This is a genomic window from Sphingomonas sp. Sph1(2015) (assembly GCF_001970915.1).
Taxonomy (GTDB): domain Bacteria; phylum Pseudomonadota; class Alphaproteobacteria; order Sphingomonadales; family Sphingomonadaceae; genus Sphingomonas; species Sphingomonas parapaucimobilis.
The window spans coordinates 62,249-79,732 of record NZ_MQUI01000006.1; the positions used below are offsets into that span (position 1 = coordinate 62,249).

The 17,484-nt window shown below is 68.4% G+C and carries 16 protein-coding genes; 12 read left to right on the forward strand and 4 right to left on the reverse strand.

The window, feature by feature from the left end:
* Nucleotides 1-77 precede the first annotated feature (77 nt).
* The 4 genes from BSZ14_RS04230 to BSZ14_RS04245 all read left to right on the forward strand — a co-directional run bounded on the left by BSZ14_RS04230 (nucleotide 78) and on the right by BSZ14_RS04245 (nucleotide 3,918).
* A complete protein-coding gene (locus BSZ14_RS04230; protein WP_076709945.1) occupies nucleotides 78-1,184 on the forward strand; it encodes a DUF3089 domain-containing protein in 1,107 nt (368 codons plus the stop codon).
* On the forward strand, nucleotides 1,181-1,645 hold the full coding sequence (ruvX, locus tag BSZ14_RS04235; protein ID WP_167334721.1) for a Holliday junction resolvase RuvX: 465 nt from the start codon (nucleotides 1,181-1,183) through the stop codon (nucleotides 1,643-1,645). The genes BSZ14_RS04230 and ruvX overlap by 4 nt, the downstream gene beginning before the upstream one ends.
* Nucleotides 1,646-1,819: 174 nt before the next feature.
* Nucleotides 1,820-2,704 (forward strand): aspartate carbamoyltransferase catalytic subunit, encoded by an 885-nt coding sequence (locus tag BSZ14_RS04240; RefSeq protein ID WP_241823633.1) that lies wholly within the window; start codon nucleotides 1,820-1,822, stop codon nucleotides 2,702-2,704.
* Complete coding sequence (locus BSZ14_RS04245) at nucleotides 2,701-3,918, forward strand: dihydroorotase (protein WP_076709947.1); 1,218 nt, start codon at nucleotides 2,701-2,703, stop codon at nucleotides 3,916-3,918. Before BSZ14_RS04240 ends, BSZ14_RS04245 begins: the two co-directional genes overlap by 4 nt.
* A 200-nt stretch (nucleotides 3,919-4,118) precedes the next feature.
* Here BSZ14_RS04245 and BSZ14_RS04250 read toward each other — a convergent pair whose 3' ends face one another.
* Entirely contained in the window at nucleotides 4,119-5,864 is a 1,746-nt protein-coding gene (locus BSZ14_RS04250; protein WP_076709948.1) for a DEAD/DEAH box helicase, read from the reverse strand.
* A 210-nt stretch (nucleotides 5,865-6,074) separates the two neighbouring features.
* On the opposite strand from BSZ14_RS04250, the gene BSZ14_RS04255 reads away from it, so the two are divergent.
* Together BSZ14_RS04255 and BSZ14_RS04260 are read left to right on the forward strand one after the other, a co-directional pair.
* A complete protein-coding gene (locus tag BSZ14_RS04255; RefSeq protein ID WP_076709949.1) occupies nucleotides 6,075-6,536 on the forward strand; it encodes a GreA/GreB family elongation factor in 462 nt (153 codons plus the stop codon).
* A gap of 205 nt (nucleotides 6,537-6,741) precedes the next feature.
* A complete protein-coding gene (locus tag BSZ14_RS04260; protein ID WP_076709950.1) occupies nucleotides 6,742-7,929 on the forward strand; it encodes an NAD(P)/FAD-dependent oxidoreductase in 1,188 nt (395 codons plus the stop codon).
* Nucleotides 7,930-7,931: 2 nt separating this feature from the next.
* Here BSZ14_RS04260 and BSZ14_RS04265 read toward each other — a convergent pair whose 3' ends face one another.
* Entirely contained in the window at nucleotides 7,932-9,263 is a 1,332-nt protein-coding gene (locus BSZ14_RS04265; RefSeq protein ID WP_241823628.1) for a tetratricopeptide repeat protein, read from the reverse strand.
* A 175-nt stretch (nucleotides 9,264-9,438) separates the two neighbouring features.
* Here BSZ14_RS04265 and BSZ14_RS04270 point away from each other — a divergent pair, with 175 nt between their 5' ends.
* Complete coding sequence (locus BSZ14_RS04270; RefSeq protein WP_241823629.1) at nucleotides 9,439-10,563, forward strand: SPOR domain-containing protein; 1,125 nt, start codon at nucleotides 9,439-9,441, stop codon at nucleotides 10,561-10,563.
* Between the two features lie 140 nt (nucleotides 10,564-10,703).
* On the opposite strand, the gene serB is transcribed toward BSZ14_RS04270, so the two are convergent.
* A complete protein-coding gene (gene serB, locus BSZ14_RS04275; protein WP_076709951.1) occupies nucleotides 10,704-11,588 on the reverse strand; it encodes a phosphoserine phosphatase SerB in 885 nt (294 codons plus the stop codon).
* Here serB and miaA point away from each other — a divergent pair.
* The 5 genes from miaA to BSZ14_RS04300 all read left to right on the forward strand — a co-directional run bounded on the left by miaA (nucleotide 11,587) and on the right by BSZ14_RS04300 (nucleotide 17,019).
* A complete protein-coding gene (gene miaA, locus BSZ14_RS04280; RefSeq protein ID WP_076709952.1) occupies nucleotides 11,587-12,519 on the forward strand; it encodes a tRNA (adenosine(37)-N6)-dimethylallyltransferase MiaA in 933 nt (310 codons plus the stop codon). The two genes, serB and miaA, sit on opposite strands and share 2 nt — an antisense overlap.
* Nucleotides 12,520-12,604: 85 nt before the next feature.
* Nucleotides 12,605-14,350, forward strand: coding sequence for an acetolactate synthase 3 large subunit (locus tag BSZ14_RS04285; protein ID WP_042489891.1), 1,746 nt, complete (start codon nucleotides 12,605-12,607; stop codon nucleotides 14,348-14,350).
* Nucleotides 14,351-14,503: 153 nt separating this feature from the next.
* Nucleotides 14,504-15,019, forward strand: a complete 516-nt coding sequence (gene ilvN, locus BSZ14_RS04290; protein ID WP_076709953.1) for an acetolactate synthase small subunit — start codon at nucleotides 14,504-14,506, stop codon at nucleotides 15,017-15,019.
* Between the two features lie 62 nt (nucleotides 15,020-15,081).
* Nucleotides 15,082-16,101: a ketol-acid reductoisomerase gene (ilvC, locus tag BSZ14_RS04295; RefSeq protein WP_042489895.1), complete on the forward strand. Its 1,020-nt coding sequence runs from the start codon at nucleotides 15,082-15,084 to the stop codon at nucleotides 16,099-16,101.
* A 315-nt stretch (nucleotides 16,102-16,416) separates the two neighbouring features.
* A complete protein-coding gene (locus BSZ14_RS04300) occupies nucleotides 16,417-17,019 on the forward strand; it encodes a YceI family protein (protein ID WP_042489897.1) in 603 nt (200 codons plus the stop codon).
* 52 nt (nucleotides 17,020-17,071) lie between these two features.
* Here the strand turns inward: BSZ14_RS04300 and BSZ14_RS04305 are convergent, their stop codons facing one another.
* A complete protein-coding gene (locus tag BSZ14_RS04305; protein WP_241823630.1) occupies nucleotides 17,072-17,473 on the reverse strand; it encodes a BLUF domain-containing protein in 402 nt (133 codons plus the stop codon).
* Between the last annotated feature and the right edge of the window lie 11 nt (nucleotides 17,474-17,484).

Genomic DNA, 17,484 nt, shown 5'->3' on the forward strand with positions numbered 1-17,484 from the left:
AATGGGGGCAAGTGGGGCATCATGGATAGCAATTGCGGGCCGTCCTGTTTTGCTGCACCGCACAACGGAGTGATGATTTGGCGCGCAAATTCCTCTATGTCGTGGCGGCGCTCATCGTGCTGACGATCGCGGCGGCCTTTGCCTATCGCCTGTTCGGCAACCAGCTTCTCCGCTGGTCGACCGTCCCCTCCGAGTCGTTCCAGACCCAGGCGACGACACGGGCCGAGGCATATCGCGATCGCAAGATGTGGCTGGCGCGCCCCGACCTGCCGGGCAACCCGGCGCTCTGGACGCCGACTGGCTATATGCCCGGCCAGCCCGGCCGAGGGGCGGCGGTCTTCTTCATCCATCCGACGTCCTATGTCAGCAAGGCGCACTGGAACGCACCGCTAGACGATCCCGAGACCAATGCCCGCGCCGAGCTGTTCCTGCGCGGACAGGCAAGCGCCTTCAACGGGTCGGGCGACATCTGGTCACCGCGCTATCGCCAGGCGACGTTCGGCGCGTTCCTGACCAGCATGGCGGATGCCGAACGCGCGCTCGACCTCGCCTATCGCGACGTGGACGCGGCATTTACCGCCTTTCTGGAACAGGTCGATCCCAACCGCCCGCTGATCCTGGCGGGGCACAGCCAGGGCGCGCTGCACCTGTCGAGGCTGCTGACCGACCGGGTGGCCAAGGACCCCGCGCTCAAGCGGCGGATCGTCGCGGCCTATGTCGTCGGCTGGCCGATCTCGATGACCGCCGACCTGCCCGCCATGGGTTTGCCCGCCTGTGCGGCACCCGACCAGACCGGCTGCATCCTCAGCTGGCAGAGCTTCGGCGAACCCGCCGACCCGTCGCTGATCCTCGACGTGTTCGACCAGACCAACGGTTACACCGGCGCGCCTCGCAAGGACACCGCGATGCTCTGCACCAACCCCTTGACGGGTACGGCCGGCGTCGCTGCGCCTGCGACCGCCAATCTGGGCACGCTCTATCCGTCCGCCGACCTGAAGACCGCCGCCATCGCGGCGGGCAAGGTGCCCGCCAAGTGCGAAGGGCGCGGCATCCTGACCATCGGCGAGGGGCCGAGCGTCGGCCCCTATGTGCTGCCGGGCAACAATTATCACGTCTATGACTATAGCCTGTTCTGGGCAAATGTCCGCGCCGATGCGGATCGCCGTTTGAAAGCCTTTCGATGAGCCTGATCACCACCGACCGTACCGAATTTCGTAACGCCCTGCCCTCCGGCGGGCGGCTGATCGGGCTGGACGTCGGCACCAAGACGGTCGGCACCGCGCTGTGCGATGCCGGGTGGAGCTTCGCCAGCCCCGCCACCCTCATCCGCCGGACCAAGTTCACCAAGGACAAGGAACAGCTGATCGCGATGATCGCGCAGCAGGGCGTGCAGGGCTTGGTCATCGGCCTGCCGCTGAACCTGGACGGCAGCGAAAGCCCACGCTCGCAATCGACGCGCAGCTTCGCGCGCAACTGCGCCGATCTCGGCCCCATATTGCTGTGGGACGAGCGCTGGTCGACGGTCGCGGTCGAACGCACGATGATCGAACAGGATATGAGCCGCGCCAAGCGCGCCGAGCGGATCGACAACCTCGCCGCCGCGCATATCCTGCAAGCCGCGATCGACGCGCTGGTGATGGCGTAGAAGCATTCCTCCAGGCCTCGCTTGGGGAGGATTTGGGTTGCCCATCGCGCCGCCGCTCGCTACCCGGCGGCTTTAATGCAGACCTCGGATCATCGCCCCGGCACGCTCATTCAGGGTGGCGCCGTTTTCCCGCACCGGCATCTGACCGGAATCGACGGCCTTCAACCGCATGAGATCATGTTCCTGCTTGACGAGGCGGAACACTGGCTCGATCGCGGCGCGACCGATACGCCCGACACAAGACTGGCGGGCCTGACCCAGATCAACGCCTTTTTCGAGAACTCGACCCGGACCCTTCTGTCCTTCGAGATCGCCGGAAAACGCCTGGGCGCGGACGTCGTCAACATGCACGCCGCGCAGTCGAGCGTGAAGAAGGGCGAGACGCTGATCGACACGGCGATGACGCTGAACGCGATGCGCGCCGACGTCATCGTGATCCGCCACATGGCGTCGGGCGCGGTCCGCCTGATCGCCGACAAGGTCGACTGCCCGGTCCTGAACGCGGGCGACGGGCGGCATGAGCATCCGACGCAGGCGCTGCTCGACATGCTGACCATCCGCCGCCGCCGGGGCAGCGTGGCGGGCCAGAAGGTCGTCATCTGCGGCGATATCCTGCACAGCCGGGTCGCGCGCTCGGACATTCTCGCCCTGACCGCGCTGGCGGCCGAAGTGCGGGTCTGCGCGCCCTCGACGCTGATGCCCAAGGGGATCGAGCGGATGTTCGTCACCCCCTTCACCGATTTCGACGAAGCCATCGAGGACGCCGATGTCGTCATGATGCTGCGCGTCCAGAATGAGCGAATGGCGGGCGGCTATATCCCCTCCACCCGTGAGTACCGGATGCGCTACGGCCTGACCGCCGAGCGGCTGAAGCGTGCCAAGCCCGATGCGCTGGTCATGCACCCCGGTCCGATGAACCGGGGGGTCGAGATCGACTCGGACGTGGCTGACGGCCCGCAATCGGCGATTACCGAGCAGGTCGCGATGGGCGTCGCGGTGCGCATGGCCTGTCTGGACGTGCTGACCCGCCGAGCCCGCAAGCTGGAGGGCTGGGCATGAGCATCACCGCCTTTACCAACGCCACGCTGATCTGCCCGGTCGGCGGCAAGATTCGTGGGTCGACCCTGCTGGTCGAGGACGGCGTCATCACCGGCACCGGAGACGCGCCCGAGGGCGCGACGGTCATCGACTGCGGCGGCAAGATGCTGGCCCCCGGCATCATCGATCTGGGCGTGTTCAAGGTCGACAATGCGGCGGCGCGCGCGGGCGGGATCGTTCGCATCGGCCTGATGCCCGACCAGTCGCCGGTGCTGGACGATCCCGGCGTGGTGCAGCGGGCCGCGCTGATCGGACGGCCCGATCTGTGGATTCATCCCATCGCGGCGGCGACTCGCGCGCTGACGGGGACGGACCTGGCCGAGATGGCGGTCTGTGTCTCGGCCGGCGCGCGCGCGGTCGGCACCGGGCGCGGCTGGATCGCCGATTCGGGCGTGATGCACCGCGTGCTGGCCTATGCCGCCGATCTGGGCCTCACCGTCATCACCCATGCCGAGGATGGCGGCCTCGCCGCCGAGGCTGTGGCGACCGAAGGCGAGACGGCGAGCCGCCTGGGCCTGCCCTCCGCACCTGCCATCGCCGAGTCGCTCGCCATTGCGCGCGACCTGATGCTGGCCGAGGAAACGGGTGCGAAGCTGCACATCCGCCAGGTGACGACGGCGGCGGGCTTCGACCTTATCCGCGCGGCCAAGCGGCGCGGAGTGAAGGTGACGTGCGGGATCACGCCCGCGCACCTTCACCTGTCCGATATCGCCGTCACCGATTTCCGCACCTATGCCCGGCTCTCGCCACCCTTGCGCGACGAGAGCGACCGGCAGGCGGCCCTGGCAGCGGTCGCGGATGGGACGATCGATGTGATCGGCTCGGGCCATGATCCGCACGGCCCCGAATCCAAGCGCTTGCCCTTCGTCGATGCCGAGCCTGGCATGGCGGGGGCGGAGACGCTGCTCCCGCTGGCGCTGATGCTGGTGCGTGACGAGCGGATCACCCTGCCCCGGCTGTTCGCGCTGCTGGCAAGCCATCCCGCCAGGGTGCTGGGACTCGACACCGGCACGCTGGAGCCGGGCAAGCCCGCCGACCTGATGCTGTTCGACCCCGACACGCCATGGATGGTGTCGGGCGACGCCTTCGCCTCGGCGGGGAATACGCCGTTCGACGGCTTTCCGGTGCAGGGCCGCGCGCTGCGGCTGTGGAAGGCGGGACGGGAGATCGCGTAAAAATCCTCCCCATCCCCGATGGGGAGGGGGACCGCTCGCGTCAGCGAGTGGTGGTAAGGCCAGCAACGCCAGTGAGGGACCACGCCCCTCCACCACCGGGCTGCGCCCGGCGGTCCTCCTCCCCAAGCACAGCTTGGGGAGGAATAAAAAAGCCCTCCGCGAGATATCTCGGGGAGGGCTTTTTGCTGAACCGCTAAGGGTTAGCCGCGACGCGGACCGCGCGGGCCGCCCTGGGTGGGGCGCGGCGAGTAGCGGCGCGGGCCGCCACCGGGGCCACCGGCCGGACGACCGCCCATCGGACGATTGCCACCGCCCGGACCACGACGCGGACCGCCATGGCCCGAACCACCGGCGGGCGGGCCATCGGCCTGCTCGATCGCGATATCGTCCTCGGCATGGTCCGCCTCGGTCCGCTTCAGCGCGGCGATGAAGCGCGACGCCAGCGCGGACGGGATTTCGAACAGCGTCTCGTTCGGCTGGATGCGGATCGCGCCGATCTCGTTGCGGGTGATGTGCCCGCGACGGCAGATCAGCGGCAGCAGCCAGCGCGGATCGGCATTCTGGCTGCGGCCGACGCTCATGCGGAACCAGGCCGTGTCGTCAAACCCTTCGCGACGCTCGCGCGGGGCCGGAGCATCGCCCTCGACCAGTTCCTCGGCCTGGGGCAGCGCGGCGCGGTGCGCGCGGACCAAAGCGGCGGCGATATCCTCGGGCGACTTCTCGGCAAGCAGGCGAGTGGCCAGCTCACGATCGCCCTCGTCCACCTCGACCGGAGCCAGCAGCGCGGTCAGCAGGCGCTCGCGGTCCTGCGCGCGGATTTCCTCCAGCGTCGGCGCGCGACGCCATTCGGCATCGATACGCGCACCGCGCAGCATACCCTCGACCCGGCGGCGGCGCGGATAGGGCACGATCAGGATCGCGGTGCCCTTGCGACCCGCACGGCCGGTACGGCCCGAACGGTGCTGCAAAGCCTCGGCATCGCGCGGGATTTCGACGTGGATGACCAGCGTCAGACCCGGCAAGTCGATACCGCGCGCGGCGACGTCGGTCGCGACGCAGACACGGGCGCGGCCGTCCCGCAGCGCCTGGAGCGCATGGTTGCGCTCGTTCTGCGAATGCTCGCCCGACAGTGCGACCGCCGAAAAGCCACGCTCGACCAGGCTGGCGTGGAGATGGCGGACATTGTCGCGCGTGGCGCAGAACAGGATCGCGACTTCGGCTTCATGCAGGCGCAGCAGGTTGACCACCGCCGCCTCGATATCGGCAGGCGCCACCGTCACCGCCTGATAGGCGATGTCGGCATGGCCCTTGTCCTCGCTGATCGTCTCGATCCGCTTGGCATTGGTCTGGTAACGCTTGGCCAGCTGCACGATCGGACGCGGCATGGTCGCCGAGAACAGGAGCGTGCGGCGCTCGGTGGGCGTGCCGTCGAGGATCTGTTCCAGGTCTTCGCGGAAGCCCATGTCAAGCATCTCGTCCGCCTCGTCGAGAACGACGAACTTCAGCGACGACAGGTCGAGCGCGCCGCGCTCCAGATGGTCGCGCAGACGGCCCGGCGTACCGACGACGATATGCGTGCCATGGCTGAGCGCACGACGCTCGCGCGAGGCGTCCATGCCGCCGACGCAGGTCGCGATACGCGCCCGCGCCCCGGCATAGAGCCATTCCAGCTCACGGCTGACTTGCAGCGCCAGCTCGCGGGTCGGTGCGATGACCAGCGCCATCGGCGCGCCCGGCTGGGGCAGGTGATCGCCGCCGTTCAGCAGTTCGCTGGCCATGGCGAGGCCGAAGGCGACGGTCTTGCCCGAGCCGGTCTGGGCGGACACGATCAGGTCGCGGCCCTGGGCGTCATCCTCGATAACGGCGGCCTGGACGGGGGTCGGCGCGGTATAGCCACGCGCGGAAAGGGCAGCCGACAATACCGGCGGCAAGGCAGAAAAAGGCATGGGGACTCCGACAGAAAAAGGAGCGCGTACCGCCGAACCAAGGGACCCATCCCTCTCGGTTGGCGGATACACCCATGCGGCACGGGTGATTGTTTGCGTTCCGTGAAAGCGTGGCCCTTTACACCAATTGGCGAGAAACTCAAGCCGTGCTTGCGGTGAACCGAACGGCCCGTCATGGAGCCGCGTCATGACCCGATGCGTTGATCCCCGATGAGTGTCGCCTTTCGCCGCGAATCCGATGAGGAGCATCTCGAACCCAAATTCGAGCTGCCCATCCCGCCCGGCCCCAATCTGGTCACTTCGCGTGGCCTGGAGCTGACCCGCGCGAAAGTGGCGGAGGTCGAGGCCGCCGTCGCCGCCGCGACCGATGACGAGGAACGGACCCGGCTCCAGCGCGAACTGCGTTACTGGAACACCCGAGCCGCCACGGCGGAGCTGGCCCCTGCCCCCGCCGAGGATGAGGTCGGGATCGGCAGCACGGTGACCATCCGCCTCAACGGGCAAAGCAGGACGCTGACCATCGTCGGCCATGACGAGGCCGATCCCGCGCACGACCGCATCGCCTATGCCGCGCCGCTGGCCCGCGCCCTGATGGGCGCAATGGCGGGTGAGACGGTGGCGTTCGGAGGCAAGGCGGACGCGGTGGAGGTGGTGGAGGTGAAAGCCCTCTGACCTTCTTCCTCCCCTCCCGCAGGCGGGAGGACTCCCTTCTTCTCCCCTCCCGTAAACGGGAGGGGTCGGGGGAGGGTAAGGAGTCTCACCGAGACCATTGCTCGCGGCCTACCCTCCCCCATCCCCTCCCGCTTGCGGGAGGGGCGTGCCAAGCGGTCATCACACGGCACTATCGCATCGCCCCCCACGCGACTAAACGCCGCTCATGCAACACTATGACGCGATCATCCTCGGCGCGGGCGCGGCGGGGCTCATGGCCGCCGCCAGCGCGGGGCAGCGGGGGCGGCGGGTGCTGGTCGTCGACCATGCCGATGCGCCGGGCAAGAAGATCCTGATCTCGGGCGGCGGACGGTGCAATTTCACCAATATCGGCACCGTGCCCGACCGCTTCCTGTCGGCGAACCCGCACTTCGCCAAATCGGCGCTGGGCCGCTACACACCAGCCGACTTTCTGGAACTGGTCGAGGCGCATGGCATCGCCTGGCACGAAAAGACGCTGGGACAGCTGTTCTGCGACGGTTCGGCGCGGCAGATCGTGGCGATGCTGCTCGATGAAGGCGACCGGGCCGCGCGGTCCGGCGGCGTGGTCGATATCGCGCTCGGCCAGCCGGTCGAGGCGGTCGCGCATGACGGCACGCAATTCCGGGTGACGCGCGGCGGCCGGGCCTTCACCGCCCCCCGCCTGATCGTCGCGACCGGCGGGCCGAGCATCCCCAAAATGGGTGCGACCGGCTATGCCTATGACCTCGCCCGCCAGTTCGGGCTGAAGGTGGTCGAGCCGCGCCCTGCCCTCGTTCCCCTGACGCTGGGCGGCGAGGAGACGCTGTTCCGCTCGCTCTCGGGCGTGGCATCCGAAGTCGTGGCGCGCGCGGGCAAGACGCGTTTTCGCGAGGCGGCGCTGTTCACCCATCGCGGCCTGTCCGGCCCGGCGATCCTGCAGGTGTCGTCCTATTGGCGGCATGGCGAGGCGATCGGCATCGACTTCCTGCCCGATTGCGCGCCCGACTGGCTGGTCGCCCTGAAGCGCAGCGCCCCGCGCACCAGTCCACGCCGGGCGCTTGGCCAACACCTGCCCGACCGGCTGGCGGAGACGCTGGCGGAACGGCTGGCGCTGCCCGCCGAACTGGGCGCGGCGACCGACAAGCTGCTGGCGGCAGCGCAGGGACGGTTGGCCGACTGGACCTTCCACCCCAATGGCAGCGAAGGCTATGCCAAGGCCGAGGTGACGGTCGGCGGTGTCTCCACCGCCGGGCTGTCCTCGCGCACCATGGAGGCCAAGGCGGTGCCGGGGCTGCACTTCGTCGGCGAGGCGGTGGACGTCACCGGCTGGCTGGGCGGCTATAACTTCCAATGGGCCTGGGCGAGCGGCCGCGCGGCAGGCGAAGCCGTCTGATGTCAGAGCGATGCGATGCCGATCCCCGGCCGCGCCCATTGCGCCATATGGTCATCGCCCTGACGCCGGACGAAACAAGCACCCCCCGCCGCACGATAACGATGACAGAGTGAGTCGGCATCGGCGCGGCTGAGCCCGCCGACCGACAGGCGGTAAAGCCGCTCGCCCGACAGGCGCACGGTGCCGCTCTGCGGGGCATAGCCCGACAGGCCGTCGAAACGGCGGGTCAGTTGGTCCCACGCCTTTTGCGCGCCGTCCGCCTTGCCGAAGGCGCCGATCTGGACATTCCAGTCGCCGCGACGCCGCGTGACGATGTGCCGTTCCTCGGCCCGGCGGAGCAGGGCGGGTGCCGTGACGGGGCCTGCCGCGATGCGCCGATCGCTGGGCTGCGGTTCATCATCACGCCGGGCCAGCAACAGGCTCGACGGCGGAGTTCGCGCGGTCCGCTGGGCGGTCATGGGCAGCGGCTGGACGATTTCCTGCTGCGCGGCGAAGACGATGCGCGCCGCCGCCGGTTCAGCGGGTGCGGGTGCCGCGACGACCGGCTGGGGCAGCGCCTGGACCATGTCCTGCACCACCGCCGCCGAGGGGGCCGCGTTCAGCGCCAGCATGATCGGCTGGCCGGTGTCGACCGACGGCTGCACACCCAGCAGGGACGACACCATGTCGGCCGGACTGGCATGGGTGAAGTCCGCCCATTCGCGCATCCGCCCCTCGACATCCGCCGGTGCCATGTCGGCCGACGCCGCCATGCGCGCCATGTCCCACTGCCCCGACAGCGCCAGCGCCAACGCCAGATTCTGGCGCGCCTTGACGCTCGCCCCCGGCTCCCGCGTGGCGGCGGTCAGCAGGCGGACGCCCTCGCCCGGCGCCCCAGCCAGCGCCAGCGCCAGCCCCAGGTCGGCGGTCGGAATGGCGGCGGCGTGCCGGTCGAGCAGCGTCTGCGCACCCGCCCCATTGCCCCCCGCGATCATCGCCAGCGCAAGGTTCAGCGCGGCCCGGCCATCGGCGGGATCGAGCTGCAAGGCATCGGTAAAGGCCTGCCGCGCCGAGGCGAAGCGACCCGCCTGGAGATAGCTTTGCCCCAGGAGCGAACGATAGCCCGCATCCCTGGGTTCGGCCGCGACCAGCCGTTCGGCCAGCGCCACCGCGGCGTCGCCGTCACGCTGCGCCAGCACCCGGCGGGTCTGGTCGGCGAGCGCGGCATTCGCCCGCGCCGGGCCGGCCTCCGCGTTCAGTCGCGCCGTGCGCGGGCTGGCGGCGGTGCAGCCCCCCAGGATCAACACGCCGACGCTGCAGGACAGGAGAGTGCGGAACGTGGTCATCTTGGTCATCCGGTTCGGCCCAGGGGGAAGGCGGTCGATACGCCCGGCGCATGACCCGTTTCCCCGATCGGCCCCCACGCTAGGCCCCCAGCCTATAAGGAACGGTTAACCCCTTCATTGAGCGCTTTACCCTTGCCCGGCAGCGGGGCATGGATGGCGTGCAACAAGGGCGGAAGGACGAAGGATGATGCGCAGATTCGCGATCGGCGGCACGGTCGCGCCCGCCGCTCTTCTGGCCGTTTTCCTGAGCGCGACGCCTGCGCTGGCCGTGCCAGACGTGAAGGCCGGGGTCGATGCCTGGGCGCAGGGCGATTATCGCAAGGCGGTCGAGGAATGGCGCGGCCCCGCCGTGGCGGGCGATGCCGATGCGCAGTTCAACCTCGCCCAGGCCTATAAGCTGGGTCGCGGCGTACCGCTCGACCCTGCGCTTGCCGAAAGCTGGTTCCGCAAGGCTGCCGTCCAGGGGCATGTCCAGGCCGCCGACAATTACGGCCTCGCACTGTTCCAGGCGGGCCGGAAGACCGAGGCCGCGCCCTGGCTGGAAAAGTCGGTCGCACATGGCGAACCGCGGGCGCAACTGGTGCTCGGCACGATGTTGTTCAACGGTGACGGCGTGCCCCGCGACTATCCGCGCGCCTATGCGCTGATGACGCTGGCGTCGCAGGCGGGGTTGCAGGCCGCCTCTCAGACGCTGGCGCAGATGGACCAGTATATCACCCCGCCCGACCGACAGCACGGCGTCGAACTGGCCCAGCAATATCGCGCCCGCCTGACCGCCCTGCCCGCCCCTGTCGCCAGCGGGGCGAAGCGGGTGACGGTGGGTAGCGAACCGACCCCGGCCAAAGCGGCCGACACCCCGGCCCGTACCGCCGTGCAGACGCGCCCGGCGGTGCAGCCGGTGCCGATCACACCGTCACGCCCGGCGACGCCCGGCTATGGCGCCAGCTATCCGGCACCCGGCGCGTCTGCCAGCCAGACGCCACCGGTCCGCGAGGAAGCGTCCGACCTGATCGACCGGCGCAAGCCCGTTGCACCGACGCCCGCGCGGACCACCGCGCCGCGCCCCGCCAGGCCGACACCGGCTCGCACGACCAGCGGGCCATGGCGCATCCAGCTGGGAGCCTTCCGCGATCGCGGCAATGCGGATGCCCTGTGGCGAGAGGTGCGCGGACGCCTTGGCGGTGCGCAGCCCTATTTCGTGACGGCGGGCGGCGTCACCCGGCTCCAGGCGGGCGGCTATCCCAATCGCGGCGCGGCGCAAGCCGCGTGCCGCCGATCCGGCCAGCCCTGCGTGGTCGTCGCGCCGTAAAATCCCGTTCCTCCCCTTGCAGGGGAGGTGGCAGGCCGAAGGCCTGACGGAGGGGTGTCGCGCTATCGAGAGGGGGACACCCCTCCGACGCGCTGCGCGCGCCACCTCTCCTGCAAAGGGAGGAATAGTTGGACGGCCTTTTAACCGACCACCCACTCCGCGCGTGGGATGCCCTGCGCATAGAGCAGCGCGGTCAGGTCGCCATGGTCGATACGCGCCGCCGCCGCGCCCGCGACGATCGGCTTGGCGCGATAGGCGACGCCCAGACCGGCCCGGCGGATCATCGCCAGGTCATTGGCCCCGTCGCCCACCGCCATGCTTTCACCTGCACCGATGCCCAGTTCGTCGAGCGCGGCGAGCAGCGTCTTTTCCTTCGTGTCCGAGCCGACGATGGGCTTGCGCACCGTGCCGGTCAGCTTGCCATGCGCGATCTCGAGGTAATTGGCGATGGCGTGGTCGAAGCCGATCTCGGCCGCGACCGGCTCGGCAAAGCGGGTGAAGCCGCCGGACACCAGGATCGCATGACCGCCGCGCGCCTTCATCGTGCGGACCAGCGCGCGGGCGCCCGCCATCAGCGTGACCCGTTCGGCCAGGCATTGTTCGATGACGCTCTCGTCCAACCCTTCCAACAGCGCGACCCGCGCGTCGAGCGCGGCGGCGAAGTCGAGTTCGCCGCGCATCGCCCGCTCGGTCACCTCGGCCACCTGTTCCTTGATCCCGGCATAGTCGGCCAGTTCGTCGATGCACTCGACGGTGATCATCGTGGAGTCCATGTCGGCGACCAGAAGGCGCTTTTCGCGATTGGCGGCAGGCTGCACGACTATATCGGTCGCCTCGAACCGGCCCTCCAGCGCCTCGCGCGCCGCCAGCGGATCGCCGGTGAAGTCGAGGTCGGCCGCGATGCCCGTGTCGATCCAGCGCGTCGCGGTGACGGTGCAACCCGCCGCCGCCATTTTCTCCTGCGCGATCGACAAATCCGCATCGGCCAGTCGGCCCTTGGCTGCTATCAGCGTGGCGATGAACATGGCGAACTCCTCTGACCGACCCAGGGTCGCGCTCATCGCAGGGCCGACCGCCAGCGGCAAGTCCGCATTGGCGCTCGATCTGGCCAAGGCGACCGGCGGCACGATCATCAATGCCGATTCGGCGCAGGTGTACCGCGACCTGTCGATCCTGACCGCCCGACCATCCCCTGCCGAAGAAGCCCAGGCTCCGCACCGGCTGTTCGGTCATGTCGACGGGGCGGACACCGGCTATTCGGCGGCGCGCTGGGCGGCGGAGGCGCGCAAGGCGATCGACGACAGCGTTACGGCGGGATCGCTGCCGATCCTGGTCGGCGGCACCGGCCTTTATATGCGCACCCTGCTCGACGGCATCGCGCCGGTGCCCGAGATCGACCCCGATATTCGCGCGGAAGTCCGCGCGCTCCCCGTCGCCGAGGCCCATGCCGCCCTGTCACGCGAGGATCCCGCCGCCGCCGCGCGGCTCAATCCCGCCGACACCACCCGCGTCGCCCGTGCGCTGGAGGTGGTGCGCTCCACCGGCCGCCCGCTGCGTGACTGGCAGGCGCATAAAGAGGGCGGCATCGGCGACCGCATCGCCCTGTCCGCCGTCATCCTGCTGCCCGATCGCGACTGGCTGAACGCGCGGATCGACCGGCGTTTCGGTGAGATGCTGGACGAAGGGCTGGACGAAGCCGCCGCGCTCCTCGCCCGCCCAGACCTGCCCGCCGACGCCCCCATCCGCCGCGCGATCGGCGTGCCGGAGGCTGCAGCGCTGCTGGCGGGCACCATGACCCGCGCCGAGGCCGAGGCTGCGGGCGCGCTCGCTACAAGGCGTTACGCCAAAAGGCAATTTACCTGGTTCCGTCACCAGCCCGGCCCCGACTGGACCATGATTTCCGACACAGCTCCCGATGTGCGTTGCAGCATAATAGAAACTTTATTGCGCATTTGACGGTTGACGCGCACTTTTTAAACTTGTAGCCGCGCCATTCCCGACACGCCCCGTCAGCGGGCACGGACGCAGAAGGACGAAGACGATGACCGAGAAAAGCGGAGCCGATATCCTGGTCGAGGCGCTGTGCGATCTCGGCGTGGAGGTCGTCTTCGGCTATCCGGGTGGTGCGGTGCTGCCGATCTACGACGCGATGTTCCGATCGAAGCGCATCCGCCACATTCTAGTCCGCCACGAACAGGCGGCGACCCATGCGGCGGAGGGCTATGCCCGCTCGACCGGCAAGCCCGGCGTGGTGCTCGTCACCTCCGGACCGGGCGCGACCAATGCGGTCACCGGCATCACCGACGCGCTGCTCGATTCGATCCCGATGGTGGTCATCACCGGCCAAGTGCCGACCGCGCTGATCGGCACCGACGCGTTCCAGGAAGCCGACACGGTCGGCATCACGCGCCACTGCTCCAAGCACAACTACCTCGTGAAGGACCCCGCGCGTCTGGGCGAGGTGGTGCATGAGGCGTTCCACATCGCGACCCAGGGCCGCCCCGGTCCGGTCGTGATCGACATCCCCAAGGACGTGCAGGTCGCCACCGCCCGCTATCAGAAGCCGGGTCCGATCCGTCACAAGACCTATCGCCCGCAGGTGAAGGCCGACCAGAGCCAGATCGAGCAGCTGGTCGACATGCTGGCGGCCGCCGAGCGTCCGATCCTCTATACCGGCGGCGGCATCATCAATTCGGGTCCGGCCGCGTCGCAGCTGCTGCGCGAACTGGCCCGCATCACCGGCGCGCCCGTCACCTCGACCCTGATGGGCCTGGGCGCCTTCCCGGCCAGCGATCCGCAATGGCTGGGCATGCTGGGCATGCACGGCACCTATGAAGCCAATATGGCGATGAACCAGGCCGACCTCGTGGTCGCGCTGGGTAGCCGCTTCGACGACCGCGTGACCGGCCGCCTGGATGCGTTCAGCCCGAACAGCCGCAAGGTTCATGTCGATATCGACCGGTCGAGCGTGAACAAGAATGTCCGCGTCGACCTGGCCATCATCGCCGATGTCGGCCACGCGCTGGAGGATGCGGTGCGCATCTGGAAGTCGCGCCAGCATCCCAAGCCCGACACGACCGAATGGCAGCGCCGCATCGCGGGCTGGCGCGCGGTCGGCTGTCTCTCTTTCCCCGAGGCGGGCGACGCGATCATGCCGCAACGCGCGATCCGCGCGCTGTACGACGCGACCAAGGCGCGCCAGCCGATCATCACCACCGAGGTCGGCCAGCACCAGATGTGGGCCGCGCAGCATTTCGGTTTCGAGAAGCCCAACAAGTGGCTGACGAGCGGTGGCCTCGGCACCATGGGTTACGGCTTGCCCGCCGCGATTGGGGCGCAGCTGGGCAATCCGGGCGCGCTGGTGATCGACATTGCCGGTGAAGCCTCGATCCAGATGAATATCCAGGAACTGGCGACGGCGACGCAATATCGCCTGCCGGTCAAGATCTTCATCCTGAACAACGAATATATGGGCATGGTCCGCCAGTGGCAGGAACTGACCTATGAGAGCCGCTATGCCGAAAGCTATTCGGACTCGCTGCCCGACTTCGTGAAGCTGGGCGAGGCTTATGGCTGGAAGGGCATATTGATCGAGCATCGCGATCAGCTGGAGGACGGCATCGCCGCGATGCTCGACCATGACGGACCGGTGATCGTCGACTGCCGCGTGGCCAAGCTCGCCAACTGCTTCCCGATGATCCCGTCGGGCGCGGCGCACACCGACATGATCCTGCAGGCCAATGAGGTATCGGGCACCATGGACGACGAGGCCAAGGCGCTGGTGTAACTCTTAGCTCCTCCCCGCCCGCGGGGAGGGGGACCGTGACGCGAAGCGGCACGGTGGAGGGGGATCGCCGCTTGGTACAGCATTGGTGGAGAGCCCCCTCCACCACTCGCTGCGCGAGCGGTCCCCCTCCCCGTACCGGGGAGGAATTACGAAATGCACATCAAGACCGAACAGGTGGAACGCCACACGCTGGCGGTGATCGTCGACAACGAACCGGGCATTCTCGCGCGGATCGCCGGGCTGTTCACCGCGCGCGGCTATAATATCGAGAGCCTGACCGTGTCGGAGATCACCGCCGACAAGGCCGTCAGCCGCATCACCATCGTCACCAGCGCCTCGCCGCCGGTGATGGAGCAGATCATCGCCCAGCTCGACCGACTGGTGCCCGTCCACAAGGTCACCGACCTGACCGTTCTGGGCGACCATGTCGAGCGCGAGCTGGCGCTGGTGAAGGTCTCGGGCACCGGCGACCGCCGGATCGAGGCGCTGCGTCTGGCCGAGGTCTACCGTGCCCGCGTGGTCGATGCGACGATCAGCAGCTTCGTGTTCGAGGTCACGGGCGGCATCGCCAAGATCGACAAGTTCGTCGAGCTGATGGGCGAAGTCGGCCTGGTCGAGGTCGCCCGCACCGGCATCGCCGCCATCTCGCGCGGCGCAGAAGCGGCCTGAGCCACCCCATTTTCAACGATCCGAGGCCCTGAGCGGCCCAACCATTTTGAAAGGGAAGTCCAATGCGTGTGTATTACGATCGCGACGCCGATCTGAACCTGATCTCCGAAAAGAACATCGCCATCCTGGGTTACGGGTCGCAGGGTCATGCCCATGCGCAGAACCTGCGCGACTCGGGCGTCAAGAATGTCGCGATCGCGCTGCGCCCCGGTTCGGCCTCGGCCGCCAAGGCGGAAGCGGCGGGCTTCAAGGTCCTGTCGAACAAGGAAGCAGCCGCCTGGGCCGACATCCTGATGATCCTGGCCCCCGACGAGCATCAGGCCGCGATCTATGACGCCGACCTGAAGGGCAATATGAAGCCCGGCGCCGCGCTCGCCTTCGCGCACGGCCTGAACGTGCATTTCGGCCTGATCGAGCCGCCCGCGGACATCGACGTCATCATGATCGCACCCAAGGGCCCCGGCCACACCGTGCGCAGCGAATATGTGCGCGGCGGCGGCGTGCCCTGCCTGATCGCGATCCACCAGGACGCCAGCGGCAATGCGCATGACGTGGCGCTGGCCTATGCGTCGGGCGTCGGCGGCGGCCGTTCGGGTATCATCGAGACGAACTTCCGCGAAGAGTGCGAAACCGACCTGTTCGGCGAGCAGGCCGTGCTGTGCGGCGGCGCGACCGCGCTGGTCCAGGCGGGCTTCGAGACACTGGTCGAGGCGGGCTACGCCCCCGAAATGGCCTATTTCGAGTGCCTTCACGAACTGAAGCTGATCGTCGACCTAATGTATGAGGGCGGCATCGCCAACATGCGCTACTCGATCTCGAACACCGCCGAGTACGGCGACATCAAGACCGGCCCGCGCATCATCACCGAAGAGACCAAGAAGGAAATGAAGCGCGTCCTCGCCGACATCCAGTCGGGCCGCTTCGTGAAGGACTTCGTGCTCGACAACCGCGCCGGCCAGCCCGAGCTGAAGGCCAGCCGTATCGCCGCCAAGCGCCACCCGATCGAACAGGTCGGCAGCGAGTTGCGCGCGATGATGCCGTGGATCGGCGCGAACAAGCTGGTGGACAAGGCGAAGAACTGATCTTCGTCTGGGGGGTGGGCTCGGTGAGACACCGTGACCCTCCCCCATCCCCCCCCGCTTGCGGGAGGGGCGTGCCTAGAAGCTACGGCATGTTCCCAGACCGACCTTTCCATCCGCTGATAGGTTTCGGTGGCGCGTAACGGCAGCCCCGTACCGCTCCCCTCCCGCAAGCGGGAGGGGATGGGGGAGGGCAAAGGGGCCTCGCAGAGACCACCCTCCCCACTCCAACCCGGAAACGCATCGTTGCGACCTTGGCCTTTGACGTGCGTTCACCGCACGGCCCACAAAGGCCAACGTCCAACAGGGAGTCTACCCATGCGTTTCGCCATCCCCGCCGCTCTGGCGCTCGTCCTCGCCGCCCCCGCCATCGCCCAGACCCAGCCGGGTGCTCCGGTCGCCTCGCGCGTCGTCGCGGGCACCTATGCCGTCGACCCCGCCCATACCCAGGTCACCTGGTCGCTGAACCATATGGGCTTCTCGATGCTGGAGGGACAGTTCGGCGCGTCGGAAGGCACGCTGACCATCGACCCGGCCCGCCCACAGGCCGCCAAGGTCGACGTCACCTTCAAGATCAACGACCTGTCGGTCACCGCCGCGCCGTTCGCGAACCACCTGAAGTCGAAGGACTTCTTCGATGCCGCGACCTATCCGACCGCGCGCTTCGTCTCGACGGGCGTGAAGGTGATGGGGACCAAGGCGGTCATCACCGGCAACCTGACCATCAAGGACCAGACCAAGCCGGTCACGCTGAACGCGACCTTCTTCGGCGCGGGCACCAACCCGATGTCGAAGAAGCTGAACATCGGTTTCCGCGCCACGTCCAAGATCAAGCGTTCGGACTTCGGCGTCGGTGCCTATGTCCCGGTCGTCGGTGACGAAGTCGACCTGACGATCAACGCCGCCTTCACCGCCCAGTAAGCGGTCATTGCCTGACCCCGGTCGCCCGATTCCAGGGGTGGCCGGGGTCGGATCAGAAGAGTCGCTTCAATCCGGCGAAACTCTCGAACGTCGCACGAACCTCCGGCGCGGCCGACGCTGCCAGCCTGGCGATCCGCTCGATCAATGCGGCCTTGTCCTCGCCCTTGATCGCATAGCCCATCGCCCAGTCACCGAACTCGCGCGCCTCGACATGGCGATCCGACAGGACGACCAGCGCGTGATGCCGCGGGTCCGCCGCGATATGGCGATACAGGCGCTCGACCGCCTCGGCCTCACCCTCCAGCGCCTGAAGGAAGCGCCGCCCGTCGAAATAGAGCAGCCCGGTAATGCCCGCCTGCGCATTGTTGCGGCGCGATGCGATCAGGATCGTCTCGGGGTCGATGGCCACCGCCGGCCCCTTCACACTGCTGATATAGACGAGTTGACGCAACATCGGTGTATCCC